A 20160-nucleotide genomic window follows, 5' to 3' on the forward strand; every position below is an offset into this window, starting at 1 on the left:
TAAGCAAGCAGCATGACTTAGAGGTCAGACGCGACAACCACCTTGAAAAACGCCGAGCAAGAGCAAGAGCAAGAGCAGAACTTGAAGATTAATCAATTGAAAAGATGACAATGCACCGACGCGACGCAATATAAACTAAATTCGCATACAACTTCAAAACCAACACCAAATAATACTCACCAATCAACAAGAACATCAAACCCATGTCAAGACAACAACTCCCCCTCAACCCGATCCCTCCCCCCCTGCTTGGCCACATATACCCCAGCATCCGCCCGCAACAACAACGCATCCGCCCCCTCCCCCGCCCGCCACCCCGCCACCCCGAAACTCGCCGTGACCCGCCCAACGCCCTCCACTGGCACACTGCGCACCCCCTGCCACAACTCCTGCGCCAGCATCCGCGCCTGCTCGGCATTGCTCCCGGGGCACAGCACCATGAACTCCTCCCCGCCCAAGCGACAGAACACATCGGTGCGCCGCAGCCGATGCGCGATCCGCTGGCAAAGATTGCGCAACACATGATCCCCAACCGCGTGCCCGAACTGATCGTTGATACGCTTGAAATGGTCGATATCCAGCATGATCACCGCCAGGTCCAGACCTTCGCGCTGTGCCCGATCCAGTTCATTGCGCAGCCGCTCCTGGAAATAGCGTCGGTTGTAGATGCCGGTCAGGGCGTCGGTCACCGACAATGCGCGTAGCTCTTCCTCGACCCGCTTGAGATCCGAGATGTCCGTCAGGTAGCCATGCCACAGCGTGCTGCCGTGCTCGCCGATCTCCGGCGTAGCCTCCCCACGCACCCAGCGCAGCCCCGCTTGCGGCAGGCACACCCGATACTCCTCGCGCCACGGCGCAAGGTGCTCGGCGGAATACCGCACCGAACGTCGTACCCGCTCCAGGTCGTCAGGGTGAATACGCTCGAACACCGCCGTGGCATCCTCGCGCAGCACCGCCAGGTCCACCTCGTAGATGTCGTGCAGCCCTTGGCTGGCGTAGGGAAAACAGGAGTGGCCATCGGCATCCAGGCGGTACTGGTAGATCCCGCCAGGCACCTCGGCGCTAAGTTTTTCCAGCAGCCGGTCGCGAGCCGCCAGGGCTTCGTGGACCCGCCGCCGCTCGGTGACATCGATGCAGATCGCCAGGTAACCCACCCACAAGCCCTGCTCATCCAGCACCGCCGTCACCAGCATTTTGGCCAGCAGATGACTGCCGTCCTTGCGCACCAGCGTCCAGTCCGCCGGCTGCGCGCCACCCTCCTGCACCGTTTCGGCGAACATCGCCTGGCCGGCGCCGACCTCGCGACCAAATCGCACGCTCAAGGCATGGGCACGCTGATGCAGCTCTTCGGGCAACACCAGGTCCCCCAGCCGCAGCTGGCCCAGCGCTTCCCCGGCCGAATAACCCAGCATGCGTTCGGCGCCGGCATTGAACGTGCCGATCACCCCGCGCAGGCTGGTGGCGATGATCGCGACCTGGGTCGCGGCATCGAGCACGCTGCGCAGCTGGTTGTGGGTCTCGCGCAACGACTGCTCGCTGACACGCAACTCGGCGGTACGCCGGGCTACCAGGCCCAGGGCACGTTGACGCTGGCTGAACAGGCTGTAGAGCAGCAGCGCCAGCAGTACGCTCAGCAGGCCACCCAGCAATGCCACGACTGGCACCGCAGATGACCGGTTGGCCAAGAGAAAGCCCAGGCTGGGGCGAATATCAAGCTGGTAGTGATGATCGGCCAGGTGCAGCAGGTGACTGCTGGCAAGGCCCATGCGCGCCGGCGGCATGCCCGAGTCGAACAGCACCTCGTGGCCGCCCTCGGTGGACAGGTCGAGGATACGCACCACCAGGTTGTCGTCGGCCACGGTCGGCAGGCTCTCGGCTATCAACTGGTGCAGGCTTAGCAAGGCCATCACATAACCTCGGGGCAACTCGCTCGCCGGCGCATCATCGGAGAACACCGGGGCGACCATCAGCAAGCCGCGGGTGTAGGCCGGCTCGACATTGATCATGTCCAGCGGCGCGGACACCGCCATGCTGCCAGGGCCCGAGGCCCGGGCCAGGGTCGCGGCGCGCAGCGCTTGCCCGCCCAGGTCGAAGCCGTAGGGCTGGGCCTGTCGGCTCGCCGCCTGGGTGTACAGCACCGGATAGTAGTGATCGCGCATCGCTGCCGCCTGCCAGCGCCCCTGGGCGTCCAGGTCACGGATCTGGTAAGGCTGCCCCAGCAAGGCGCTGGCCTGCTGTTCGAACGCCGCGCGCTGCCCGGACGCTACCCGCGGCGCCCAGGAATAGGCCTGGGTGCGATGCAGCAATGGACGGGCATAGCCATCGAACTCGTAGGGTGTGATTTCACTGGAGTAGGCGAAGAAGCGGCGCAGACCGTCCAGGCGCTGCTCCTGCTCCTCGAAACGTTCGGCGATGCGGCTGTAGCGCTCACTGGCCAGCAGCTCGAAGCGCTGGCGCAGTTGCTGCTTGAAGAAGGTCTGCGTGGCAATGGCCAGCGCGGCCGTGAGCAGCGCCCCGGCGACCAGCGCCGCCAGGGCCACGCCCCAGGCCGACAGCTCGTCACCGAACAGGCCAAGCGGCTTCGCAGGTACGCCTGGGTTCGACATAGAGGACTCTCAGCAACGTCAGCGTCCTGCGTATTGTCCCGCCCTGTCCTGCTTTATAGCCGCTGGCCAGTGGCCACGCCATGTACCTCGTCGGCTCAGCGCAAACGCAGCTGCCAGGCGCGATGGATGCGGTTGTTGCGAGCGAAGTCAGGGTCCAGGGTCTGGGCGCTGATTTCCTCCACCGCATACCGCGTCGCCAGGTGCTCGTCGAGCTGGAACTTGCGGAAGTTGTTGGAGAAGTACAGCACACCACCCGGTGCCAGGCGCGCCATGGCCAGGTCGAGCAACTGCACATGGTCGCGCTGCACGTCGAACACCCCTTCCATGCGCTTGGAGTTGGAGAAGGTCGGCGGGTCGATGAAGATCAGGTCGTAGCTGTCCTGGGCGTTCTCCAGCCAGGCCATGACATCGCCCTGCTCCAGGCGGTTGCGCTCGGAGAAGCCGTTGAGCGACAGGTTGCGCCGCGCCCAGTCCAGGTAGGTCTTCGACAGGTCGACGCTGGTGGTGCTGCGCGCGCCGCCCTTGGCTGCGTGCACGCTGGCCGTGGCGGTGTAGCAGAACAGGTTGAGGAAGCGCTTGCCCGCCGCCTCGCGCTGGATACGCAGGCGCATCGGGCGATGGTCGAGGAACAGGCCGGTGTCGAGGTAGTCGGTGAGGTTGACCAGCAGCTTGACGCCACCTTCGCTGACTTCCTGGAAGCGTCCTTCGGTGGCCTGGCGTTCGTACTGGCGAGTGCCGGTCTGGCGTTCCCGGCGCTTGAGCACCACACGCTGCGGATCGACGCCCAGGGCTTGGGGAATTGCACTCAGCGCGTCGAGCAGGCGCGCCTGGGCCTTGTCCGGATCGATCGAACGGGGCGCGGCGTATTCCTGCACGTGTACCCAGTCGTGATACAGGTCGACAGCCAGGGCGTACTCGGGCATGTCGGCATCGTACACGCGGTAGCAATCGACTTTCTCGCGACGGGCCCACTTGCCCAGCTGCTTGAAGTTCTTCTGCAGGCGATTGGCGAACATCTGCGCGCCTTCCGACAGGCGCGCCGGCTCGCTGGCCACCGGCGCCTGGCGGCGCGGCTCGTTCTCGCCCGCCTCGGACTGGGCCTGGCGACGATCACCGGTGACGAACTGATCCGGCTGGACCTTGAACAGCAGCAGCTTGCACGGCAATGCGCCGTTCCAGAAAGCGTATTGCTTGTGGCTGCGGATGCCCATGCGCTTGCCCAGCTCCGGCGCACCGGTGAACACCGCCGCGTCCCAGCCCATGCACGCCTGGCGCAGGCGCTCGCCGAGGTTCTGGTAGAGGTACAGCAGGCTGGCTTCATCACCCAGGCGCTCGCCATAGGGCGGGTTGCTGATCACCAGGCCCTTCTGGTTCTGGTCCGGACGCGGCTCGAAGCTCGCCACCTCGCCCTGGTAGATCTTCACCCAGTCACCCAGGCCTGCGCGCTCGACGTTGTTGCGCCCCGGCTGGATCAGCCGCGGATCGGCCTCGTAGCCACGAATCCACAGCGGTGGCTTGGCCAGGCCCACCTGGGCACGGGCCTGGGCCTCGTCGTGCAGCTTGCGCCACAGCGCCGGTACGTGCCCGAGCCAGGCCGTGAAGCCCCAGCGCTCGCGCTTGAGGTTGGGGGCGATGTCGGCGGCGATCATCGCCGCCTCGACCAGGAAAGTGCCCACACCGCACATCGGGTCAGCCAGGGCGCCGCCCTCGGCCGCAATGCGTGGCCAGCCCGAGCGGATCAGCACCGCCGCTGCCAGGTTTTCCTTCAATGGCGCCGCGCCCTGCTGCAGGCGATAGCCGCGCTGGTGCAGGCTGTGGCCGGACAGGTCGAGGGACAGGATGGCCTCGCCACGGTCCAGGCGCAGGTGTACGCGCACATCCGGGTCGACCTTCTCCACCGACGGGCGCAGGCCTTCGCGGTTACGCAGCTTGTCGACGATGGCGTCCTTCACTTTCAGGGCGCCGAAGTGGGTGTTGTCGATACCCGAACCATGGCCGCTGAACTCCACCGCCAGCGTACCGTCGGCCGCCAGGTGATCGGCCCAATCCAGGGCATGCACACCGTCATAGAGGTCATCGGCGTTCTTCATGGAAAAACGCTTGAGCACCAGCAGCACCCGGTTGGCCAGGCGCGACCACAGGCACAGGCGATAGGCGGTTTCCATATCGGCGTCGCCGCGAATGGCCGAGGTGTGTTCACGCACCTCGCTCAGGCCCAATTGGCGGGCCTCCTCGGCGAGCAGGCCTTCAAGACCCTTGGGGCAGGTGAGATAAAGTTCGAAACGGTCCGACATGTGCAATCCAGAGCCCTTGGCTAGGTAGATGGCAAGCCGACGCATCGGCTGCCGCTGTTTGCCCGGGCACCTTTCCAGCAGGCGCCCGGGTGGCCTTGCGAAGCTTTCGCAAGACCTGGCCGCCCGGCAGACCAATGCCTCGCGCAGAGGCGAAATAGGCTTTGATCGTCGGGCAGTGTGAAAATTTCGTGGACCCAGGGATCAGATGTGACCCTTCGTCGCATTACCAATTATTACTGTCATCAGCGAGCAACGCTGGCCAATTGACGTCAACGTTGACTAAACCCTGATCATGGCGGGCTCAACGGCAAACAAGGTTGAGTCGCATTTATTTACTTATCCCCTCACCCTCGGAAAGGTTACGTCCTTATGACAAATCGATCATTCACACTGTGACTCGCATTCGTTAGAACTGATCTCAGGCCGCACCGCAACGGGGCGGCACTTTCAGCCCGCGACGCCGGCAGCGGGCGCAAACCGGCAGAACGATTCTGCCCGGCCTCGGAGAGGCCGACGGGACATTACAGTCAACAAGTGAGGGCAACACCCTATGAGAAGACTTAAGCGTGATCCGTTGGAAAGAGCATATTCACGTGGCTACCAGTATGGAGTCACCGGCAAATCCCGCGAACTTTGCCCCTTCAATCTACCCTCTGTACGCCAAGCCTGGATCAACGGCTGGCGCGAAGGTCGCGGCGATAACTGGGATGGCATGACCGGCACCGCTGGCATTCATAGACTCAACGAAAATCACGCCGTTGGCTGAACGAGGACACTGAATTCGAGTCACCATGCGCGCCCTATCCGGGCGGCGGGCTGCGGCCCAGGGGGTCCCTTGAGGGACCCCTTTTTTATGCTTCGAATCTTTCAACCATCGCTGCCGGTGCGGGCTTTTACTCAGTCATTGGCGCGGCATCGCCGCAATTGCATCCACTGCTTCACGAATCAACGCCGGGCCTTTGTAGATGAAGCCCGAGTAGATTTGCACCAGGCTAGCCCCAGCGGCGATCTTCTCAGCCGCGTGACGCCCCTCGGTAATGCCGCCAGCGGCGATGATCGGCAGCTTGCCGCCCAGCTCGCCCGCCAGCACCTTCACCGTGTGCGTGCTCTTTTGCAGCACCGGGGCACCCGACAGGCCACCCGCCTCGCCACCGAACGGCAGACCTTCGACACCTTCGCGGCCCAGGGTGGTATTGGTGGCGATCACCGCATCCATGCCCGACTCGCGCAGCGCCGCGGCCACCAGCGCGGTCTCTTCGTCGCTCATGTCCGGTGCGATCTTGATCGCCAATGGCACGCGCTTGCCGTTGGCCGTGGCCAGCTGTTCGCGGCGCTCGGCCAGGGCATCGAGCAGTTGCTTGAGCGAGTCGCCGAACTGCAGTGAACGCAGGCCCGGGGTATTCGGCGAGCTGACGTTGACGGTGATGTAGCTGGCATCGTTGTAGACCTTTTCCAGGCAGATCAGGTAGTCGTCCTGGGCCCGCTCGACCGGGGTGTCGAAGTTCTTGCCGATGTTGATGCCCAGTACCCCGGTGTACTTCGAGGCGCGCACACGTGCCAGCAAGTGGTCGACACCCAGGTTGTTGAAGCCCATGCGGTTGATGATGGCCGTGGCTTCAGGCAGGCGGAACAGCCGTGGCTTGGGGTTGCCCGGCTGCGGGCGCGGCGTCACGGTGCCGATCTCGACAAAGCCGAAGCCCAGCTGGGCGAAACCGTCGATGGCCGCGCCATTCTTGTCCAGGCCTGCGGCCAGGCCGACCGGGTTGGCGAAGTTCAAGCCCATCACCGTCACCGGCAACGCCGCTGGCTGCTTGCACAGCAGACCGTTGAGCCCGAGGCGGCCACCGGCGCCGATCAGGTCCAGCGAGAGGTCGTGGGAGGTTTCCGGGGAGAGCTTGAACAGCAGCTGGCGGGCCAGGGTATACATGGGCGGGCGGACTCGCGGTGTGTGAGGGGGCGATTATAGCCAGCGCGCCGCCGGGGCGACAGGGCCATGGCACATGGGTTGCTATGTCAGTGGTATGCAGCCCTTTGCGAACACCCGAGGAACTCCGTGAACACAGCCCTCCCGACAACGCCCCTGGCCTGGGTCAACGGCAGCGACGCGCCGGAAAAACCCAGCCTGGACATCGGTTTCATGGCCCTCACCGACTGCGCCTCGGTAGTAGTCGCCGCCACCCAGGGCTTCGCCCAGCCATTTGGCCTGACCCTCAACCTGCGCCGGCAGGCCTCCTGGGCCGGGCTGCGCGACAAGCTGGTCAGCGGCGAACTCGACGCTGCCCACTGCCTCTATGGCCTGGTGTACGCGGTGCACCTCGGTATCGGCGGCGTGCCCGCCAGCCCCCTGGCCGTGCTTATGGGCCTGAACCAGAACGCCCAGGCCATCAACCTCTCCCCCGCGCTGCAGCGCAAGGGCGTGACCAACCCCGAGGCACTGGCGCGGCTGGTGCACCAGCAAGGCGCACGGCTGACCTTCGCCCAGACCTTTCCCACCGGCACCCATGCCCTGTGGCTTTACTACTGGCTGGCCAGCCAGGGTATCCACCCATTGCGTGACGTCAGCAGCATGGTGGTGCCCCCGGCGCAGATGGCCGCCCACCTGCAGGCCGGGCGCATCGACGGCTTCTGCGTCGGCGAACCCTGGTCGGCGGACGCGCTCGCCAAGGGCCAGGGCTTCACCCTGGCCACCAGCCAGTCGATCTGGCCCGATCACCCGGAAAAGGTCCTGGCCTGCGCCCGCGGTTTCGTCGAACAGTACCCCAACAGCGCCCGGGCACTGGTCCAGTCGGTACTCGCCGCCGCGCGCTTCATCGAGCAGAGCCAGGAGAACCGCCGCAGTACCGCGCAACTGCTCAGCGGCAGCGCCTACCTTGACACCCCCGTCGACAGCATCGAGCCGCGCCTGCTCGGCGACTACCAGGATGGCCTCGGCCATCGCTGGCACGACCCCCATGGCCTGCGCCTGTTCGACCAAGGCCGGGCCAACCTGCCCTACCTGTCCGACGGCATGTGGTTCATGACCCAGTTCCGCCGCTGGGGCCTGCTGCGTGACGACCCGGACTACCTCGGGGTCGCCCGCCAGGTGCAACAGCTGGCCCTTTACCGCGAGGCCGCCTCGGCACTGGGCGTGCCCTGCGCCGACCCACCCATGCGCAGCAGCCTGCTGCTCGACCGCCGCCGCTGGGATGGCAGCGACCCGCATGGCTATGCGCGCAGCTTCCCCCTGCACGCCCTGGACGCGGCGCCTGATGCCCGCGCCAGTCACTGAGGGGGCGAACATGCTGCGTATCCTGCTGATCGACGACACCGAAAAGAAAGTCGGTCGTCTCAAGGCGGCCCTGATCGAGGCCGGCTTCGAAGTGATCGAGGCCGGTAACCTGAGCATCGACCTGCCCGCCTGTGTCGAAACGGTGCACCCGGACGTGGTGCTGATCGATACCGAGTCACCTGGCCGCGATGTGATGGAGCAGGTGGTGCTGGTCAGCCGTGATCGCCCCCGCCCGATCGTGCTGTTCACCGACGAGCACGACCCCGACGTGATGCGCCAGGCGATCCAGGCTGGGGTCAGCGCGTACATCGTCGAGGGGATCCAGGCCACGCGCCTGCAGCCGATCCTCGACGTGGCCATGGCCCGCTTCGAGAGCGACCAGGCGCTGAAGGCGCAATTGCTGGCCCGCGACCAGCAACTGGCCGAGCGCAAGCGCATCGAACAAGCCAAGGGCCTGCTGATGAAAATGAAGGACTGCAACGAGGAGGCGGCCTACACCCTGATGCGCCGCCAGGCCATGAGCCGCCAGCAGAAGCTGATCCAGGTAGCGGAACAGATCATCGCCATGTCGGAGCTGCTGGGCTAGGCAAGACCTTGGCCCGCCTCTTGCTCATGCAACCCCGGGTAGCCAACGGCGGTTGCCCCCCAGACCCCGACAAAGACGTCGCTCCCCGCCACTCATCCGTGGACCGGGCAGCGGCGTCTTTTCGTTTCCGCCCTGTGTTGTGCGCCCCACGAGGTGTCCGATGAATACGAGCTTCTGGAAATCCGGGCATGTGCCCACCCTGTTCGCCGCCTTCTTGTATTTCGACCTGAGTTTCATGGTCTGGTACCTGCTCGGCCCGATGGCGGTGCAGATTGCCGCCGACCTGCAACTGACCGCACAGCAACGTGGCCTGATGGTGGCCACGCCGATCCTGGCCGGCGCGTTGCTGCGCTTTGCCATGGGCGTGTTGGTCGATCGCCTGTCGCCCAAGACCGCCGGGCTGATCGGCCAGGTGGTGGTGATCGTCGCCCTGGCCTGTGCCTGGCAGCTGGGCGTGCGAAGCTACGAACACGCCTTGCTGCTGGGGGTGTTCCTGGGTTTTGCCGGGGCCTCGTTCGCCGTGTCTCTGCCGCTGGCCTCGCAGTGGTACCCGCCGCAGCACCAGGGCAAGGCCATGGGCATCGCCGGTGCCGGCAACTCCGGCACGGTGTTCGCCGCGCTGCTGGCGCCAGCGCTGGCCGCCGCCTTTGGCTGGAACAATGTGTTCGGCTTTGCCCTGCTGCCGCTGCTGCTGACCCTGGTGCTGTTCGCCTGGCTGGCCCGCAATGCCCCGCAACGGCCCAAGCCCAAGGCCATGGCCGACTACCTCAAGGCCCTCGGCGACCGCGACAGCTGGTGGTTCATGTTCTTCTACAGTGTCACCTTCGGCGGCTTCATCGGCCTGGCCAGCGCCCTGCCTGGCTATTTCAGCGACCAGTACGGCCTGAGCCCGGTGACCGCCGGCTATTACACCGCCGCCTGTGTGTTCGCTGGCAGCCTCATGCGCCCGCTCGGCGGCGCCCTGGCCGATCGCTTCGGTGGCATCCGCACCCTGCTGGCGATGTACAGCGTGGCCGCCGTGTGCATCGCCGCGGTGGGCTTCAACCTGCCCAGCGCGGCGGCGGCCCTGGCGCTGTTCGTCAGCGCCATGCTCGGGCTTGGTGCGGGCAATGGCGCGGTGTTCCAGCTGGTGCCGCAGCGCTTCCGCCAGGAGATCGGCGTGATGACCGGGCTGATCGGCATGGCCGGCGGCATCGGCGGCTTCCTCCTCGCTGCGGGCCTTGGCACCATCAAGCAGCACACCGGCGATTACCAGCTCGGCCTGTGGCTGTTCGCCAGCCTCGGCCTGCTGGCCTGGTTCGGCCTGCATGGCGTCAAGCAGCGCTGGCGCACCACCTGGGGCTCGGCCGCAGTCACCGCAGCGCGGGTCTGAGGCGCCGCCATGAGCCTGCTACTGAGCTTCGCCCAGGCCAGCGCCACAGGCCCGCGCACGGAAAACCAGGATGCCCTGCGCCTGGTCACCCCGGTACCGGAACTCGCGGCCAGCAAGGGCTATCTGTGCGCGCTGGCCGACGGCGTCAGCCAGTGCGCCGACGGTGGCCTGGCAGCGCGCGCGAGCTTGCAGGCCCTGGCCCTGGACTACTACGCCACGCCCGCCACCTGGAGCGTGGCCCAGGCCCTGGACCGTCTGCTGGTGGCGCAGAACCGCTGGCTGCGCGCCCAAGGCAACGGCCAGCCGCTGCTCACCACCCTCAGCGCCCTGGTGCTGCGCGGGCGACGCTTCACCCTCGCCCACGTCGGCGACTGCCGGGTGTACCGCTGGCAGGACGAGCAGCTGCAATGCCTGAGTGAAGACCATGTGTGGGACCAGCCCGGCATGCAGCACGTGCTCAAGCGCGCGCTGGGGCTGGACCAACAGTTGCTGGTGGATTATCTGGAAGGCGATCTGCACGAAGGCGAGTGCTTCGTGCTGCTCAGCGACGGCGTGTGGGCCAGCCTGGGCGATGCGCATATCCAGTCGATCCTGCGCGAACACCGCGACCTGCAGGAAGCCGCCGATACCCTAGTGGCCAGCGCCCACCATTGCGGCAGCCAGGACAATGCCAGCGCCTTGCTGGTACGAGTCGACCAACTGGGCGCGAGCAACCTGGGCGACACCCTGGCGCAGCTCAAGCAGTGGCCGCTGCCAGCCGCTTTGCGTGCAGGCCAGATGATCGATGGCTGGCAGGTCGACGGTTTGCTCGCCCAGAGCAGGCAAGCGCTGCTTTACCGCACGCGTGATCCGCAAGGCCGGCCCTGGTTGCTCAAGACACTGCCCCCGACCCGCGATAACGAGCCCGGGGCCGCCCAGACCTTGCTCATGGAAGAGTGGTTCCTGCGCCGGGTCGCCGGCCGCCACTTCCCTGAAGTGCACCCGGCCAGCCAGCGCCAGCACCTGTACTACCTGATGCGCGAATACCCGGGCACGACCCTCGCCAGCCTGCTCGTGGCGAGCGGCCCACTGCCCCTGGCGCAATGGCTGGAAATGGCGCGCCAGCTGCTGCAGGCTGTCGGCGCGCTGCATCGACGCAACCTGCTGCACCGTGACATCAAGCCGGAAAACCTGCACTTGGGCGAAGATGGCCAGTTGCGCCTGCTGGACTTCGGGCTGGCATACTGCCCAGGGCTTTCCGAGGACCCGCCCCACGCCTTGCCGGGCACGCCTTCGTTCCTTGCCCCGGAAGCCTACGACGGCCTGCCCCCTGCGCCGCGTCAGGACCTCTATGCCGTGGGCGTGACGCTTTACCAGCTGCTCACCGGCCACTACCCCTACGGCGAAGTCGAGGCGTTCCAACGGCCACGCTTCGGTACGCCAGTGAACCCGGCGCGCTACCGCCCGGATGTGCCGGAGTGGCTGCAGCACAACCTGTTGCAGGCGGTGGTGGCAGATCCGGCGCAGCGCTTCGAGACCGCCGAACAGTGGTTGCTGTTGCTGGAGCGGGGGGATCGCCAGGAACTGGACGAGCGGCCACGGCCGCTGCTTGAGCGTGAGCCACTGAAGGTATGGCGCACGATTGGCTTGCTATCGCTGCTGTTGAACATGGTGCTGTTGCTGGTTCTGCTCAAGCACTGAGCACGCGACCATCCACGCCCCATCGCCCCTGGAAAATCGCGGACAAAGAAAAACCCGGCCGAGGCCGGGTTTTTCATGAAGCGTCAAACCAATTACTTGGCCTGGGCTTCTACCTGAGCTTCTACGCGACGGTTGACGGCGCGGCCAGCTTCGGTGGCGTTGTCGGCGACCGGACGGGTCTCACCGTAGCCAACCGAGTCAACACGGCTCGATTCAACACCGTACTGCTGGGTCAGGACCTGCTTGACAGCGCTGGCACGACGCTCGGACAGCTTCTGGTTGTAAGCGTCTGGGCCGACGGAGTCAGTGTGACCTTCCACGGTGGTGGTGGTCTGTGGGTACTGCTTCATGAAGTCAGCCAGGTTCTTGATGTCGCCGTAGCTGTTTGGCTTGACGACCGACTTGTCGAAGTCGAACTTGACGTCCAGCTCAACGCGAACGACTTCGGCAACAGCCGGGCAGCCATCAGCGTCAACGGTAACGTTGGCTGGGGTGTCAGGGCACTTGTCGACGTTGTCGCAGACGCCATCGTTGTCGCTGTCGGAGCAGACTTCGGCAACTGGAGCAGGCGCAGGAGCGGCTTTCTGGCCACCGCTGCCACCGAAGTTCAGACCCAGACCAACGGTCGGACCCCACTCGGTGTTGCCGTTGTCGATGTTGTACATGGCTTCGACGCCGGCACGGGCGAAGAACATGTCGGTGATGTACCACTTGGCGCCAGCGCCAACGTTGGCGAAGGTGGAGTGGTCACGGCCGCTACGAGTGGCCTGGCCCAGGCTCTCGTGAGCGAAACCGGCGGAAACGTACGGACGCAGTGCGTCGCCAACGGTACCGAAGTGGTAGGTAGCGTCGAGCTTGGTCTTGGAGCCTTTGATGTCTTTGTTGAAGACTTCACCACGAGCGTTGTGGGTCTCGTTGTAGCCCAGGTCCAGGGAGACGTCGTCGGTCAGGAAGTAGCCGAGGCGAACACCTGGATTGGTGCCGGTGTTCTTGAAGTTACGTTCGCTGTCGTAGAACTGCTTGGTAACGTTACCTTCGATTTCGACCGCGCCTTGGCCTTGAGCCAGAGCGCCGAGCGAAGTCACGGCTACGAGGGAGCCAATGGCCAAGCCCAAGGTGTTTTTCAATTTCATCCGTTAAATCCCCATCTGGTGATAGTTAAGCAGTCCCACCAAAATCCGGGGGACAACTCGACGGCAAGTCTAGCAGAACTTGCCGGTTGGTTAGAGGTATTTGCAGGCCACTAAGTTTCAGCCACGCCTGCAAATTTCTCTCTAAGCTTGTCGAGCGCACGCTTGTAGCGCATTTTCGTGGCGCTCAGGCCCATGTGCATGATGTCGGCGATCTCCTGGAATTCCAGCTCCGCGACAAATCGCAGCACCAGGATTTCCCGATCGATCGGGTTCACATGTACCAGCCATTTATCCAGCCCGCCTTTTTCTTCCGGCTTCGGTGCCTTGTCCTCGGACGCCTCTTCGACAGGGTCCAGGCTCAGCGCATCCATCAGCCGGCGCTTGCGACGCTCCTTGCGGTACTGGGTGATGCATTCGTTGTAGGTGATGCTGTAGAGCCAGGTCTTGAACTTGGACTTGCCCTCGAAGTTCTTCAACCCGTAGAGCACCTTGAGCATCACCTCCTGACAGACATCGTCGGCATCCCGATCGTTCCCCAGGTAGCGCGCACAGACGTTGAACAGCGTGCGCTGGTAGCGCCGCATGAGTTCCTCATAGGCGCGGGTGACATGAAACAGCTCCTCATGCGAACGCGCCACCAACTCCTCGTCGGTGAGCTCGCGGGGGTCATAGCGCATGGGCGGCGAATGAACTTTATTCAAAACGGATCTGGCCGACAGTCAGGTCAATGTCGCCGCTCGGCCCCGTGGGCCGATTTTTGCGGCGGCATACATTAACAGCTTTTGTTCGGTTAGCGGCTATTCACGCGCTGCTCGAGCAGCTCGCGATTAGACAACGACACCAGTTCGCCATCATCGGTCAGCAGGGTCGTCTTGACCGTGCCGATCTCCTCGATGTGCCCTTCGACCTCGCCAATGCGCACGTGCTGGCCGACCTGATAGAGCTCACGCACATAGATGCCGGCCAGGATCTGCCCGGCAATTTCACGGCTGCCCAGGCCCATCGCCAGGGCAATTGCCAGACCAACGGTAATCAGCCCGATGACGATCACGTGGTTGAGCAGGTCGGTCTTGACCTCCAGCTGGCTGATGGCCACCGAAATACTGATGATGATCACCAGGCCCTGGACGATACGCCCAACGCCAGCGGCGTATTCCAGGCCGATGCCCTCGGCGGCGCCGCGCACAAGGCCGTTGGCCAGTTGCGCCAACAGCACGCCGGCCAGCATCACCAGCGCCGCGCCGAATACCTTGGGCAAGTACAGCGCCAGCATGTCCAGGGTCGCCGAGACCCGCTCCAGGCCCAGCGATTCAGCCGCCGAAACCAGGAAGATCAACAGCACGAACCAATAGACGATCTTGCCGATCAGCGTCGAAATCGGTACCTGGATACCGATCCGGGCGAGCATCTTGGTCAGGCCGGTACCGCTCATCAGGCGGTCCAGGCCGAACTTGGCCAGCACCTTCGACAGCAAGGTGTCGAGCAGCTTGGCCACGACGAAACCGAGCAGCACCACGACCAGCGCGCCGAACAGGTTGGGGATGAAGTTCGCCACCTTGGTCCAAAGGGCAGTCATGGCGGTGACCAGGCTCTGGGTCCAGAGATCGAGTTCCATATTCAATCGGCCTTATCTGCAGGGCTGCCTGCGGCAGGGTTGCGGGTAGAGTTGCGGCGCACCGGCGCGACATGCGCCGAGCCATTGTTCACGGCGATCAGCAGCGCCTGGCTCCAGCGGCCAAGCAGGCTGAACAGATCGCCCGCGCCGACCTGGCGGTTGGCGGTCTTGAGCACGCGACCCAGGCACGCGGCGTCGTCACGGTCCTGGCCGGACGGCGACGCCTTGAGCAGGTCGCGCAGGGATTCTTCAAACGGATCGTGCATGGGCACCTCGCGCAATGTCAGTCAAAGACGTGGGTGCCAAGCGATGGGTCACACCTGCCACTGGGACGAATGTTTCAAAATGCCTCATTTCAGACCCAGCGCAGTCGACGGAACAACCACCACTGCCCCGCCGCCAGCAACAGCACCACGGTGCAGGCGAGCGCGAAGCCGTAGGGGTTTTCTGCCCCGGGAATACCGCCGACGTTTATGCCCAGCAATCCGGTGATAAAGCTCATGGGCAGGAAGATGCAGGTGATGATGCCAAACCGGTACATGGTCCGGTTCATCCGCTCGCTGCGGCGCCGATCCTCGCTTTCCAGCACCAGGGCGGCTCGCTCGCGGGCCAGTTCCAGCTCCTCGAGGTAGCGGATCAGGCTGTTGTTCAGCTCGTTCCAGTAATCCCCGTCGGCGTCGACGAACCAGCTGCATTTATTGCGCGAAAGCTGGGCATAGATGTCGCGCTGGGGGGCGAGGAAACGGCGCAGACCGGCGGCACGACGGCGGATCTGCTGCAGGCTGCCCTGGGCTGGGGCATACCGTTCGTCGGATTCTGCCTTTTCCTCTTCCAGATCGACCGCTTCGGACAGGTCGCTGACCAGCGCCTGGACCTTCTCGGTCAGCAGTTCACCCATCAGCAACAACAGTTCGGAGGCCGTTTTCGGCCCCCTGCCCTCGTCCAGTTGCTGGAGCACCTCGTCGCTGGCGCGCAGCGGCCGCAAACGCAGCGAGATAACCCGCCGCGCTTCGGCGAAGATACGCACCGAGACCATGTCCTCGGGTTCGGCACCCGGGTTGAGGTTGACCCCGCGCAGGAACAGCAGCATCTGCTCGCCGGCCATCTGCAACAGGCGCGGGCGGGTGTTCTCCTCAAGCAACAGGTCGCAGGCGAACTCGCTCAGACCGCTGTCGTGCAGCAACCAGGTGCGGGTCTGCGGATGACTGCGGTCCCAGTGCAGCCACAGGCTCTCCTGGGGCTGCAACTGCAGGTCGTCCAGCTCGGTGCGGGCGATCGAACGCGCGCCACCCTTGCCATCGAGCACCAGGGCATGCACCAGGCCCCATTGCGCGTTGTCTTCCTCGAACATCAAAGCTCCATGGGTGTGCGGCGGATCACTCGGGCATCTTCAGCGGGCTTGGCGAGACCAGCACGCCGTTGTTGTCGGCGTACACGTATTCGCCCGGGCGGAAGGTCACGCCGGCAAAGGTCACCGCGACGTTGAGGTCGCCAATGCCGCGCTTGTCGGTCTTCACCGGGTGGCTGGCCAGGGCCTGGATACCGACATCGGTCTGCGCCAGCACGTCCACGTCACGCACGCAGCCGTAGATCAGCAGGCCTTCCCAGCCATTCTTCGCGGCCTTCTCGGCAAGCATGTCGCCCAGCAGCGCCCGGCGCAGCGAGCCACCGCCATCGACCACCAGGACCTTGCCCTTACCATCGAGCTCGACCTGCTCCTTGACCAGGGAGTTGTCTTCGAAGCACTTGATGGTGACGATCTGGCCGCCGAACGAGTCGTGGCCGCCAAAGTTGCTGAACATGGGTTCGAGCACCTGGACCAGGTCCGGATAGGCGTCGCACAGGTCGGGCGTTACGTAATGCTGCATGGGAAACTCCTGTCAGTCACAACGAAAGCGGGTGTCGGCCAAGGCTACACCTTGGAAGGGCCGGCAGTCATCCGGGACCGAGCAGTCAGTTGAACCATCGCCGCACCGGCCGATGTTTCAACTGGCAGCCACAGGCTCCATCACCACCGTCGAGGCATGCACCGCTACCAGGGGGTCGCGCAGCCAGCGCTCCACCAACGGCCACACCTGGGTCTGCGCCGCCTTGCTGACCAGCATGTCGACATGCCCGAAGGCCTCGAAGCCCTGCTCGCGGCCCAGGCGCAGGAACTGTCTGGCATCACCGCCAAACTGCTCGAACAGTTTGCGGCAGGCCCACACCGGATCCTGGAAATCACCGGCTCCGGCCACCGCCAGCAGTGGCACCTCGACTTCGGCCAGCCCCGACCACCAGTCCTTCTCCTTGTCGCCGAAGCGGCCGAACAGACCATTCCAGCGCAGGCTCTCCAGGGCCAGGCCGATGGGTTCGTCTTCCGGGCCCCGCTTGAGGCGCGAACCGGAAATCTGCGCAAAACGCTTGAGCAGCATGCGCGCGCCCCACTCCACCGGTGGCACTTTTAACGGCCAGTAAACCCGGCTGACCTGGGTGCCAAACAACGCCGCACTGGCCACCAGGCCGGTGTCGAGATAGCCGCTGCCCAGCGCCGCCGCCAAGGTGGTGCCGCCCAGCGAGTGGCCGATCCAGCTCGGTACCTGCCCGGCTTTTTCATGTACGAAGGCACCGATCACCGGCAGGTCGTAGCGCGCATAGTCGGCCACGCGGTTCTGCCGCCAGTCGCGGTTGCGCGGCGACAGGCCGTGGCCGCGCATCTCCGGGATCCACACATCGAAACCGGCGCGGGCCAGGTATGCGCCCAGGCCGATGCCCTTGGGCGAATACCAGAAGCGCCGGTTGGAGAAGCTGCCGTGCAGGAGAATGACCGGCATGCCCTGGACGCGGTCCTGATCGGCCAGGCCCAGGCGGGTGACGGCCAGCTCTACGCTCGCATCCGGGCTGTTGCCGGCCTTGATCCGGTAGACGTCTTCGCTGAGGTCGCCGCGGCGCTCGGCACTGAGCAACGCGACGGGAAATTGGGTGCTGCTGCTTTGCATGGCTTCACAAATTCAGTGGACATGAAACGTGGGAGCGGCGGTGCGCCGATGCGACTTGCCCCGCGATGGCATCAGAGCAGACTACAGAGGTGTCTTCGCTGACGCCATCGCAGGGCAAGCCGCATCGGCGCACCGCCGCTCCCACGCACTAACACCAGGGCGCAACAGGCGCCCTGTTACCGCATCAGGCCGCGCCCTGGCCTTCGGCCAGGAAGAACCAGGTCTCGAGCACCGAGTCCGGGTTCAGCGACACGCTTTCGATGCCCTGCTCCATCAGCCACTTGGCCAGGTCAGGGTGGTCCGACGGGCCCTGGCCGCAGATGCCGATGTACTTGCCGGCCTTGTTGCACGCGGCGATGGCGTTGGCCAGCAGCTTCTTCACGGCAGGATTTCGCTCATCGAACAGGTGGGCGATGATGCCGGAATCGCGGTCCAGGCCCAGGGTGAGCTGGGTCAGGTCGTTGGAGCCGATGGAGAAGCCGTCGAAGTACTCGAGGAACTCTTCGGCCAGGATGGCGTTGGACGGCAGCTCGCACATCATGATCACGCGCAGGCCGTTGTCGCCGCGGGCCAGGCCGTTTTCGGCGAGCAGGTCGACGACCTGGCTGGCCTCGCCCAGGGTGCGCACGAACGGCACCATGATCTCGACGTTGGTCAGGCCCATCTCGTTGCGCACGCGCTTCAGCGCACGGCACTCGAGCTCGAAGCAGTCACGGAACGACTCGCTGATGTAGCGCGAGGCGCCACGGAAGCCCAGCATCGGGTTTTCTTCTTCCGGCTCGTAGAGCTTGCCGCCGATCAGGTTGGCGTATTCGTTGGACTTGAAGTCCGACAGGCGCACGATGACCTTTTTCGGGTAGAAGGCCGCTGCCAGGGTGCTGATGCCCTCGACCAGCTTCTCGACATAGAAGCCGACCGGATCGTTGTAGCCGGCAATGCGCTTGTCGACGCTCTCTTTCAGCTCCGGCGGCAGGCCGGCGTAGTTGAGCAGCGCCTTGGGGTGCACGCCGATCATGCGGTTGATGATGAACTCCAGGCGCGCCAGGCCGACACCGGCATTGGGCAACTGGGCGAAGTCGAAGGCACGGTCCGGGTTGCCGACGTTCATCATGATCTTGAACGGCAGCTCCGGCATGGCATCGACCGAGTTCTGCTTGATGTCGAAGCCCAGCTCACCTTCGAAGATGAAGCCGGTGTCGCCTTCGGCGCAGGAAACGGTGACGCCCTGGCCATCTTTCAGGACCTGGGTGGCGTTGCCGCAGCCGACGACGGCCGGGATGCCCAGCTCACGGGCGATGATCGCCGCGTGGCAGGTACGCCCGCCACGGTTGGTGACGATGGCGCTGGCGCGCTTCATCACCGGCTCCCAGTCCGGGTCGGTCATGTCCGAGACCAGTACATCGCCTGGCTGGACCTTGTCCATCTCGGACACGTCGTTGATCACGCGGACCTTGCCGGCGCCGATGCGCTGGCCGATGGCACGGCCTTCAACCAGTACGGTGCCCTTCTCTTTCAGAAGGTAGCGCTCCATGACATTGGCGCTGGCGCGGCTCTTCACGGTCTCGGGACGGGCCTGAACGATGTACAGCTTGCCGTCGTCACCGTCCTTGGCCCACTCGATGTCCATCGGGCGCTGGTAGTGCTGTTCGATGATCATGGCCTGCTTGGCCAGTTCATTGACTTCGTCGTCGCTCAGGCAGAAGCGCGCACGCTCGGCGCGGTCGACCTCGACGGTCTTGACCGAACGACCGGCCTTGGCTTCGTCGCCATAGACCATCTTGATCGCCTTGCTGCCCAGGTTGCGGCGCAGGATCGCCGGGCGACCGGCCTGCAAGGTGTTCTTGTGCACGTAGAACTCGTCCGGGTTGACCGCACCCTGGACCACGGTTTCACCCAGGCCATAGGCACCGGTGATGAACACCACGTCGCGGAAGCCCGACTCGGTGTCCATGGTGAACATCACGCCCGCGGTGCCAGTCTCGGAGCGGACCATGCGCTGCACGCCAGCGGACAGGGCGACCAGCTTGTGGTCGAAGCCCTGGTGCACGCGGTAGGAAATGGCGCGGTCATTGAACAGCGAGGCGAACACTTCCTTGGCCGCGCGGATCACGTTGTCGACGCCACGGATGTTGAGGAAGGTCTCCTGCTGGCCAGCGAAGGAGGCGTCCGGCAGGTCTTCGGCGGTGGCCGAGGAGCGCACGGCCACGGCCATGTTGTCGTTGCCCTGGGACATTTCGGCGAAGGCGGTTCGGATTTCCGAATCGAGACGCGCCGGGAAATCGGCTTCCATCACCCACTGGCGGATCTGCGCGCCGGTCTTGGCCAGGGCGTTGACATCGTCGACATCCAGCGCGTCGAGCGCCGCATGGATGCGGTCGTTGAGGCCACTTTGCTCGAGAAAATCGCGGTACGCCTGAGCCGTAGTGGCAAAGCCGCCCGGCACCGAGACACCGGCACCTGCGAGGTTACTGATCATCTCGCCCAGGGATGCGTTCTTGCCCCCCACATGCTCCACATCATGGACGCCGAGCTTATCGAGGGAAACTACGTACTCTACCAAGGTGATCTCTCCACTAACTGTATTGGAAAAGCTCAAGGGCGCCCGCCTGCCTGAATGACTGGGCCGGA

16 protein-coding genes are annotated in these 20160 nt (G+C 64.7%); 5 read left to right on the top strand and 11 right to left on the bottom strand.

All coding sequences use genetic code 11. From position 1 onward, the window contains the following. Window positions 1–206: 206 nt before the first annotated feature. Window positions 207–2606: a sensor domain-containing diguanylate cyclase gene (locus tag ACODS9_RS24940; RefSeq protein ID WP_489094999.1), complete on the bottom strand. Its 2400-nt coding sequence runs from the start codon at window positions 2604–2606 to the stop codon at window positions 207–209. Between the two features lie 95 nt (window positions 2607–2701). Next, window positions 2702–4900: a bifunctional 23S rRNA (guanine(2069)-N(7))-methyltransferase RlmK/23S rRNA (guanine(2445)-N(2))-methyltransferase RlmL gene (rlmKL, locus tag ACODS9_RS24945; RefSeq protein ID WP_489095000.1), complete on the bottom strand. Its 2199-nt coding sequence runs from the start codon at window positions 4898–4900 to the stop codon at window positions 2702–2704. Between the two features lie 550 nt (window positions 4901–5450). On the opposite strand from rlmKL, the gene rmf reads away from it, so the two are divergent. Next, on the top strand, window positions 5451–5666 hold the full coding sequence (rmf, locus tag ACODS9_RS24950; protein WP_003248687.1) for a ribosome modulation factor: 216 nt from the start codon (window positions 5451–5453) through the stop codon (window positions 5664–5666). 135 nt (window positions 5667–5801) lie between these two features. Here rmf and ACODS9_RS24955 read toward each other — a convergent pair whose 3' ends face one another. Further along, window positions 5802–6827, bottom strand: a complete 1026-nt coding sequence (locus ACODS9_RS24955; protein ID WP_401112325.1) for a quinone-dependent dihydroorotate dehydrogenase — start codon at window positions 6825–6827, stop codon at window positions 5802–5804. Between the two features lie 126 nt (window positions 6828–6953). Here ACODS9_RS24955 and ACODS9_RS24960 point away from each other — a divergent pair, with 126 nt between their 5' ends. From ACODS9_RS24960 to ACODS9_RS24975, 4 genes are all read left to right on the top strand, one after another. Continuing rightward, window positions 6954–8168: a CmpA/NrtA family ABC transporter substrate-binding protein gene (locus tag ACODS9_RS24960; RefSeq protein WP_489095001.1), complete on the top strand. Its 1215-nt coding sequence runs from the start codon at window positions 6954–6956 to the stop codon at window positions 8166–8168. 10 nt (window positions 8169–8178) lie between these two features. Further along, a complete protein-coding gene (locus ACODS9_RS24965) occupies window positions 8179–8754 on the top strand; it encodes an ANTAR domain-containing response regulator (RefSeq protein ID WP_023631803.1) in 576 nt (191 codons plus the stop codon). A 160-nt stretch (window positions 8755–8914) separates the two neighbouring features. After that, window positions 8915–10126, top strand: a complete 1212-nt coding sequence (locus ACODS9_RS24970; RefSeq protein WP_401112330.1) for a nitrate/nitrite transporter — start codon at window positions 8915–8917, stop codon at window positions 10124–10126. A gap of 9 nt (window positions 10127–10135) precedes the next feature. Further along, complete coding sequence (locus tag ACODS9_RS24975) at window positions 10136–11806, top strand: bifunctional protein-serine/threonine kinase/phosphatase (RefSeq protein ID WP_489095002.1); 1671 nt, start codon at window positions 10136–10138, stop codon at window positions 11804–11806. Window positions 11807–11898: 92 nt separating this feature from the next. Here the strand turns inward: ACODS9_RS24975 and ACODS9_RS24980 are convergent, their stop codons facing one another. The 8 genes from ACODS9_RS24980 to ppsA form a co-directional block, all read right to left on the bottom strand. After that, on the bottom strand, window positions 11899–12939 hold the full coding sequence (locus ACODS9_RS24980) for an OmpA family protein (RefSeq protein WP_046854751.1): 1041 nt from the start codon (window positions 12937–12939) through the stop codon (window positions 11899–11901). 110 nt (window positions 12940–13049) lie between these two features. Further along, entirely contained in the window at window positions 13050–13616 is a 567-nt protein-coding gene (sigX, locus tag ACODS9_RS24985; protein ID WP_046854750.1) for an RNA polymerase sigma factor SigX, read from the bottom strand. Between the two features lie 113 nt (window positions 13617–13729). Next, window positions 13730–14554: a mechanosensitive ion channel family protein gene (locus tag ACODS9_RS24990; protein WP_023632140.1), complete on the bottom strand. Its 825-nt coding sequence runs from the start codon at window positions 14552–14554 to the stop codon at window positions 13730–13732. A gap of 2 nt (window positions 14555–14556) precedes the next feature. Next, a complete protein-coding gene (locus ACODS9_RS24995) occupies window positions 14557–14820 on the bottom strand; it encodes a hypothetical protein (protein WP_038706516.1) in 264 nt (87 codons plus the stop codon). An 89-nt stretch (window positions 14821–14909) separates the two neighbouring features. After that, window positions 14910–15905, bottom strand: a complete 996-nt coding sequence (locus ACODS9_RS25000) for a zinc transporter ZntB (protein ID WP_489095003.1) — start codon at window positions 15903–15905, stop codon at window positions 14910–14912. A gap of 25 nt (window positions 15906–15930) precedes the next feature. Beyond that, the gene (gene rraA, locus ACODS9_RS25005) at window positions 15931–16422 is read right to left on the bottom strand and encodes a ribonuclease E activity regulator RraA (RefSeq protein WP_489095004.1); all 492 of its coding nucleotides are present in this window, start codon (window positions 16420–16422) and stop codon (window positions 15931–15933) included. Between the two features lie 117 nt (window positions 16423–16539). Next, the gene (locus ACODS9_RS25010) at window positions 16540–17532 is read right to left on the bottom strand and encodes an alpha/beta fold hydrolase (protein WP_489095005.1); all 993 of its coding nucleotides are present in this window, start codon (window positions 17530–17532) and stop codon (window positions 16540–16542) included. A 184-nt stretch (window positions 17533–17716) separates the two neighbouring features. Beyond that, window positions 17717–20092, bottom strand: a complete 2376-nt coding sequence (ppsA, locus tag ACODS9_RS25015; protein WP_489095006.1) for a phosphoenolpyruvate synthase — start codon at window positions 20090–20092, stop codon at window positions 17717–17719. Window positions 20093–20160 lie beyond the last annotated feature (68 nt).

The organism is Pseudomonas sp. FG36, from assembly GCF_057809275.1.

Excerpts from the sequence above, each read along its gene's own strand:
- ACODS9_RS24975 (WP_489095002.1), top strand. The coding sequence starts at position 10,136 with ATGAGCCTGCTACTGAGCTTCGCCCAGGCCAGCGCCACAGGCCCGCGC.
- sigX (WP_046854750.1), bottom strand. The coding sequence starts at position 13,616 with ATGCGCTATGACCCCCGCGAGCTCACCGACGAGGAGTTGGTGGCGCGT.
- ACODS9_RS24995 (WP_038706516.1), bottom strand. The coding sequence starts at position 14,820 with ATGCACGATCCGTTTGAAGAATCCCTGCGCGACCTGCTCAAGGCGTCG.
- ACODS9_RS24990 (WP_023632140.1), bottom strand. The coding sequence starts at position 14,554 with ATGGAACTCGATCTCTGGACCCAGAGCCTGGTCACCGCCATGACTGCC.
- rraA (WP_489095004.1), bottom strand. The coding sequence starts at position 16,422 with ATGCAGCATTACGTAACGCCCGACCTGTGCGACGCCTATCCGGACCTG.
- ACODS9_RS24955 (WP_401112325.1), bottom strand. The coding sequence starts at position 6,827 with ATGTATACCCTGGCCCGCCAGCTGCTGTTCAAGCTCTCCCCGGAAACC.
- ACODS9_RS24980 (WP_046854751.1), bottom strand. The coding sequence starts at position 12,939 with ATGAAATTGAAAAACACCTTGGGCTTGGCCATTGGCTCCCTCGTAGCC.
- ACODS9_RS24940 (WP_489094999.1), bottom strand. The coding sequence starts at position 2,606 with ATGTCGAACCCAGGCGTACCTGCGAAGCCGCTTGGCCTGTTCGGTGAC.
- ACODS9_RS25010 (WP_489095005.1), bottom strand. The coding sequence starts at position 17,532 with ATGCAAAGCAGCAGCACCCAATTTCCCGTCGCGTTGCTCAGTGCCGAG.
- ACODS9_RS24970 (WP_401112330.1), top strand. The coding sequence starts at position 8,915 with ATGAATACGAGCTTCTGGAAATCCGGGCATGTGCCCACCCTGTTCGCC.
- rmf (WP_003248687.1), top strand. The coding sequence starts at position 5,451 with ATGAGAAGACTTAAGCGTGATCCGTTGGAAAGAGCATATTCACGTGGC.
- ACODS9_RS24965 (WP_023631803.1), top strand. The coding sequence starts at position 8,179 with ATGCTGCGTATCCTGCTGATCGACGACACCGAAAAGAAAGTCGGTCGT.
- ACODS9_RS25000 (WP_489095003.1), bottom strand. The coding sequence starts at position 15,905 with ATGTTCGAGGAAGACAACGCGCAATGGGGCCTGGTGCATGCCCTGGTG.
- rlmKL (WP_489095000.1), bottom strand. The coding sequence starts at position 4,900 with ATGTCGGACCGTTTCGAACTTTATCTCACCTGCCCCAAGGGTCTTGAA.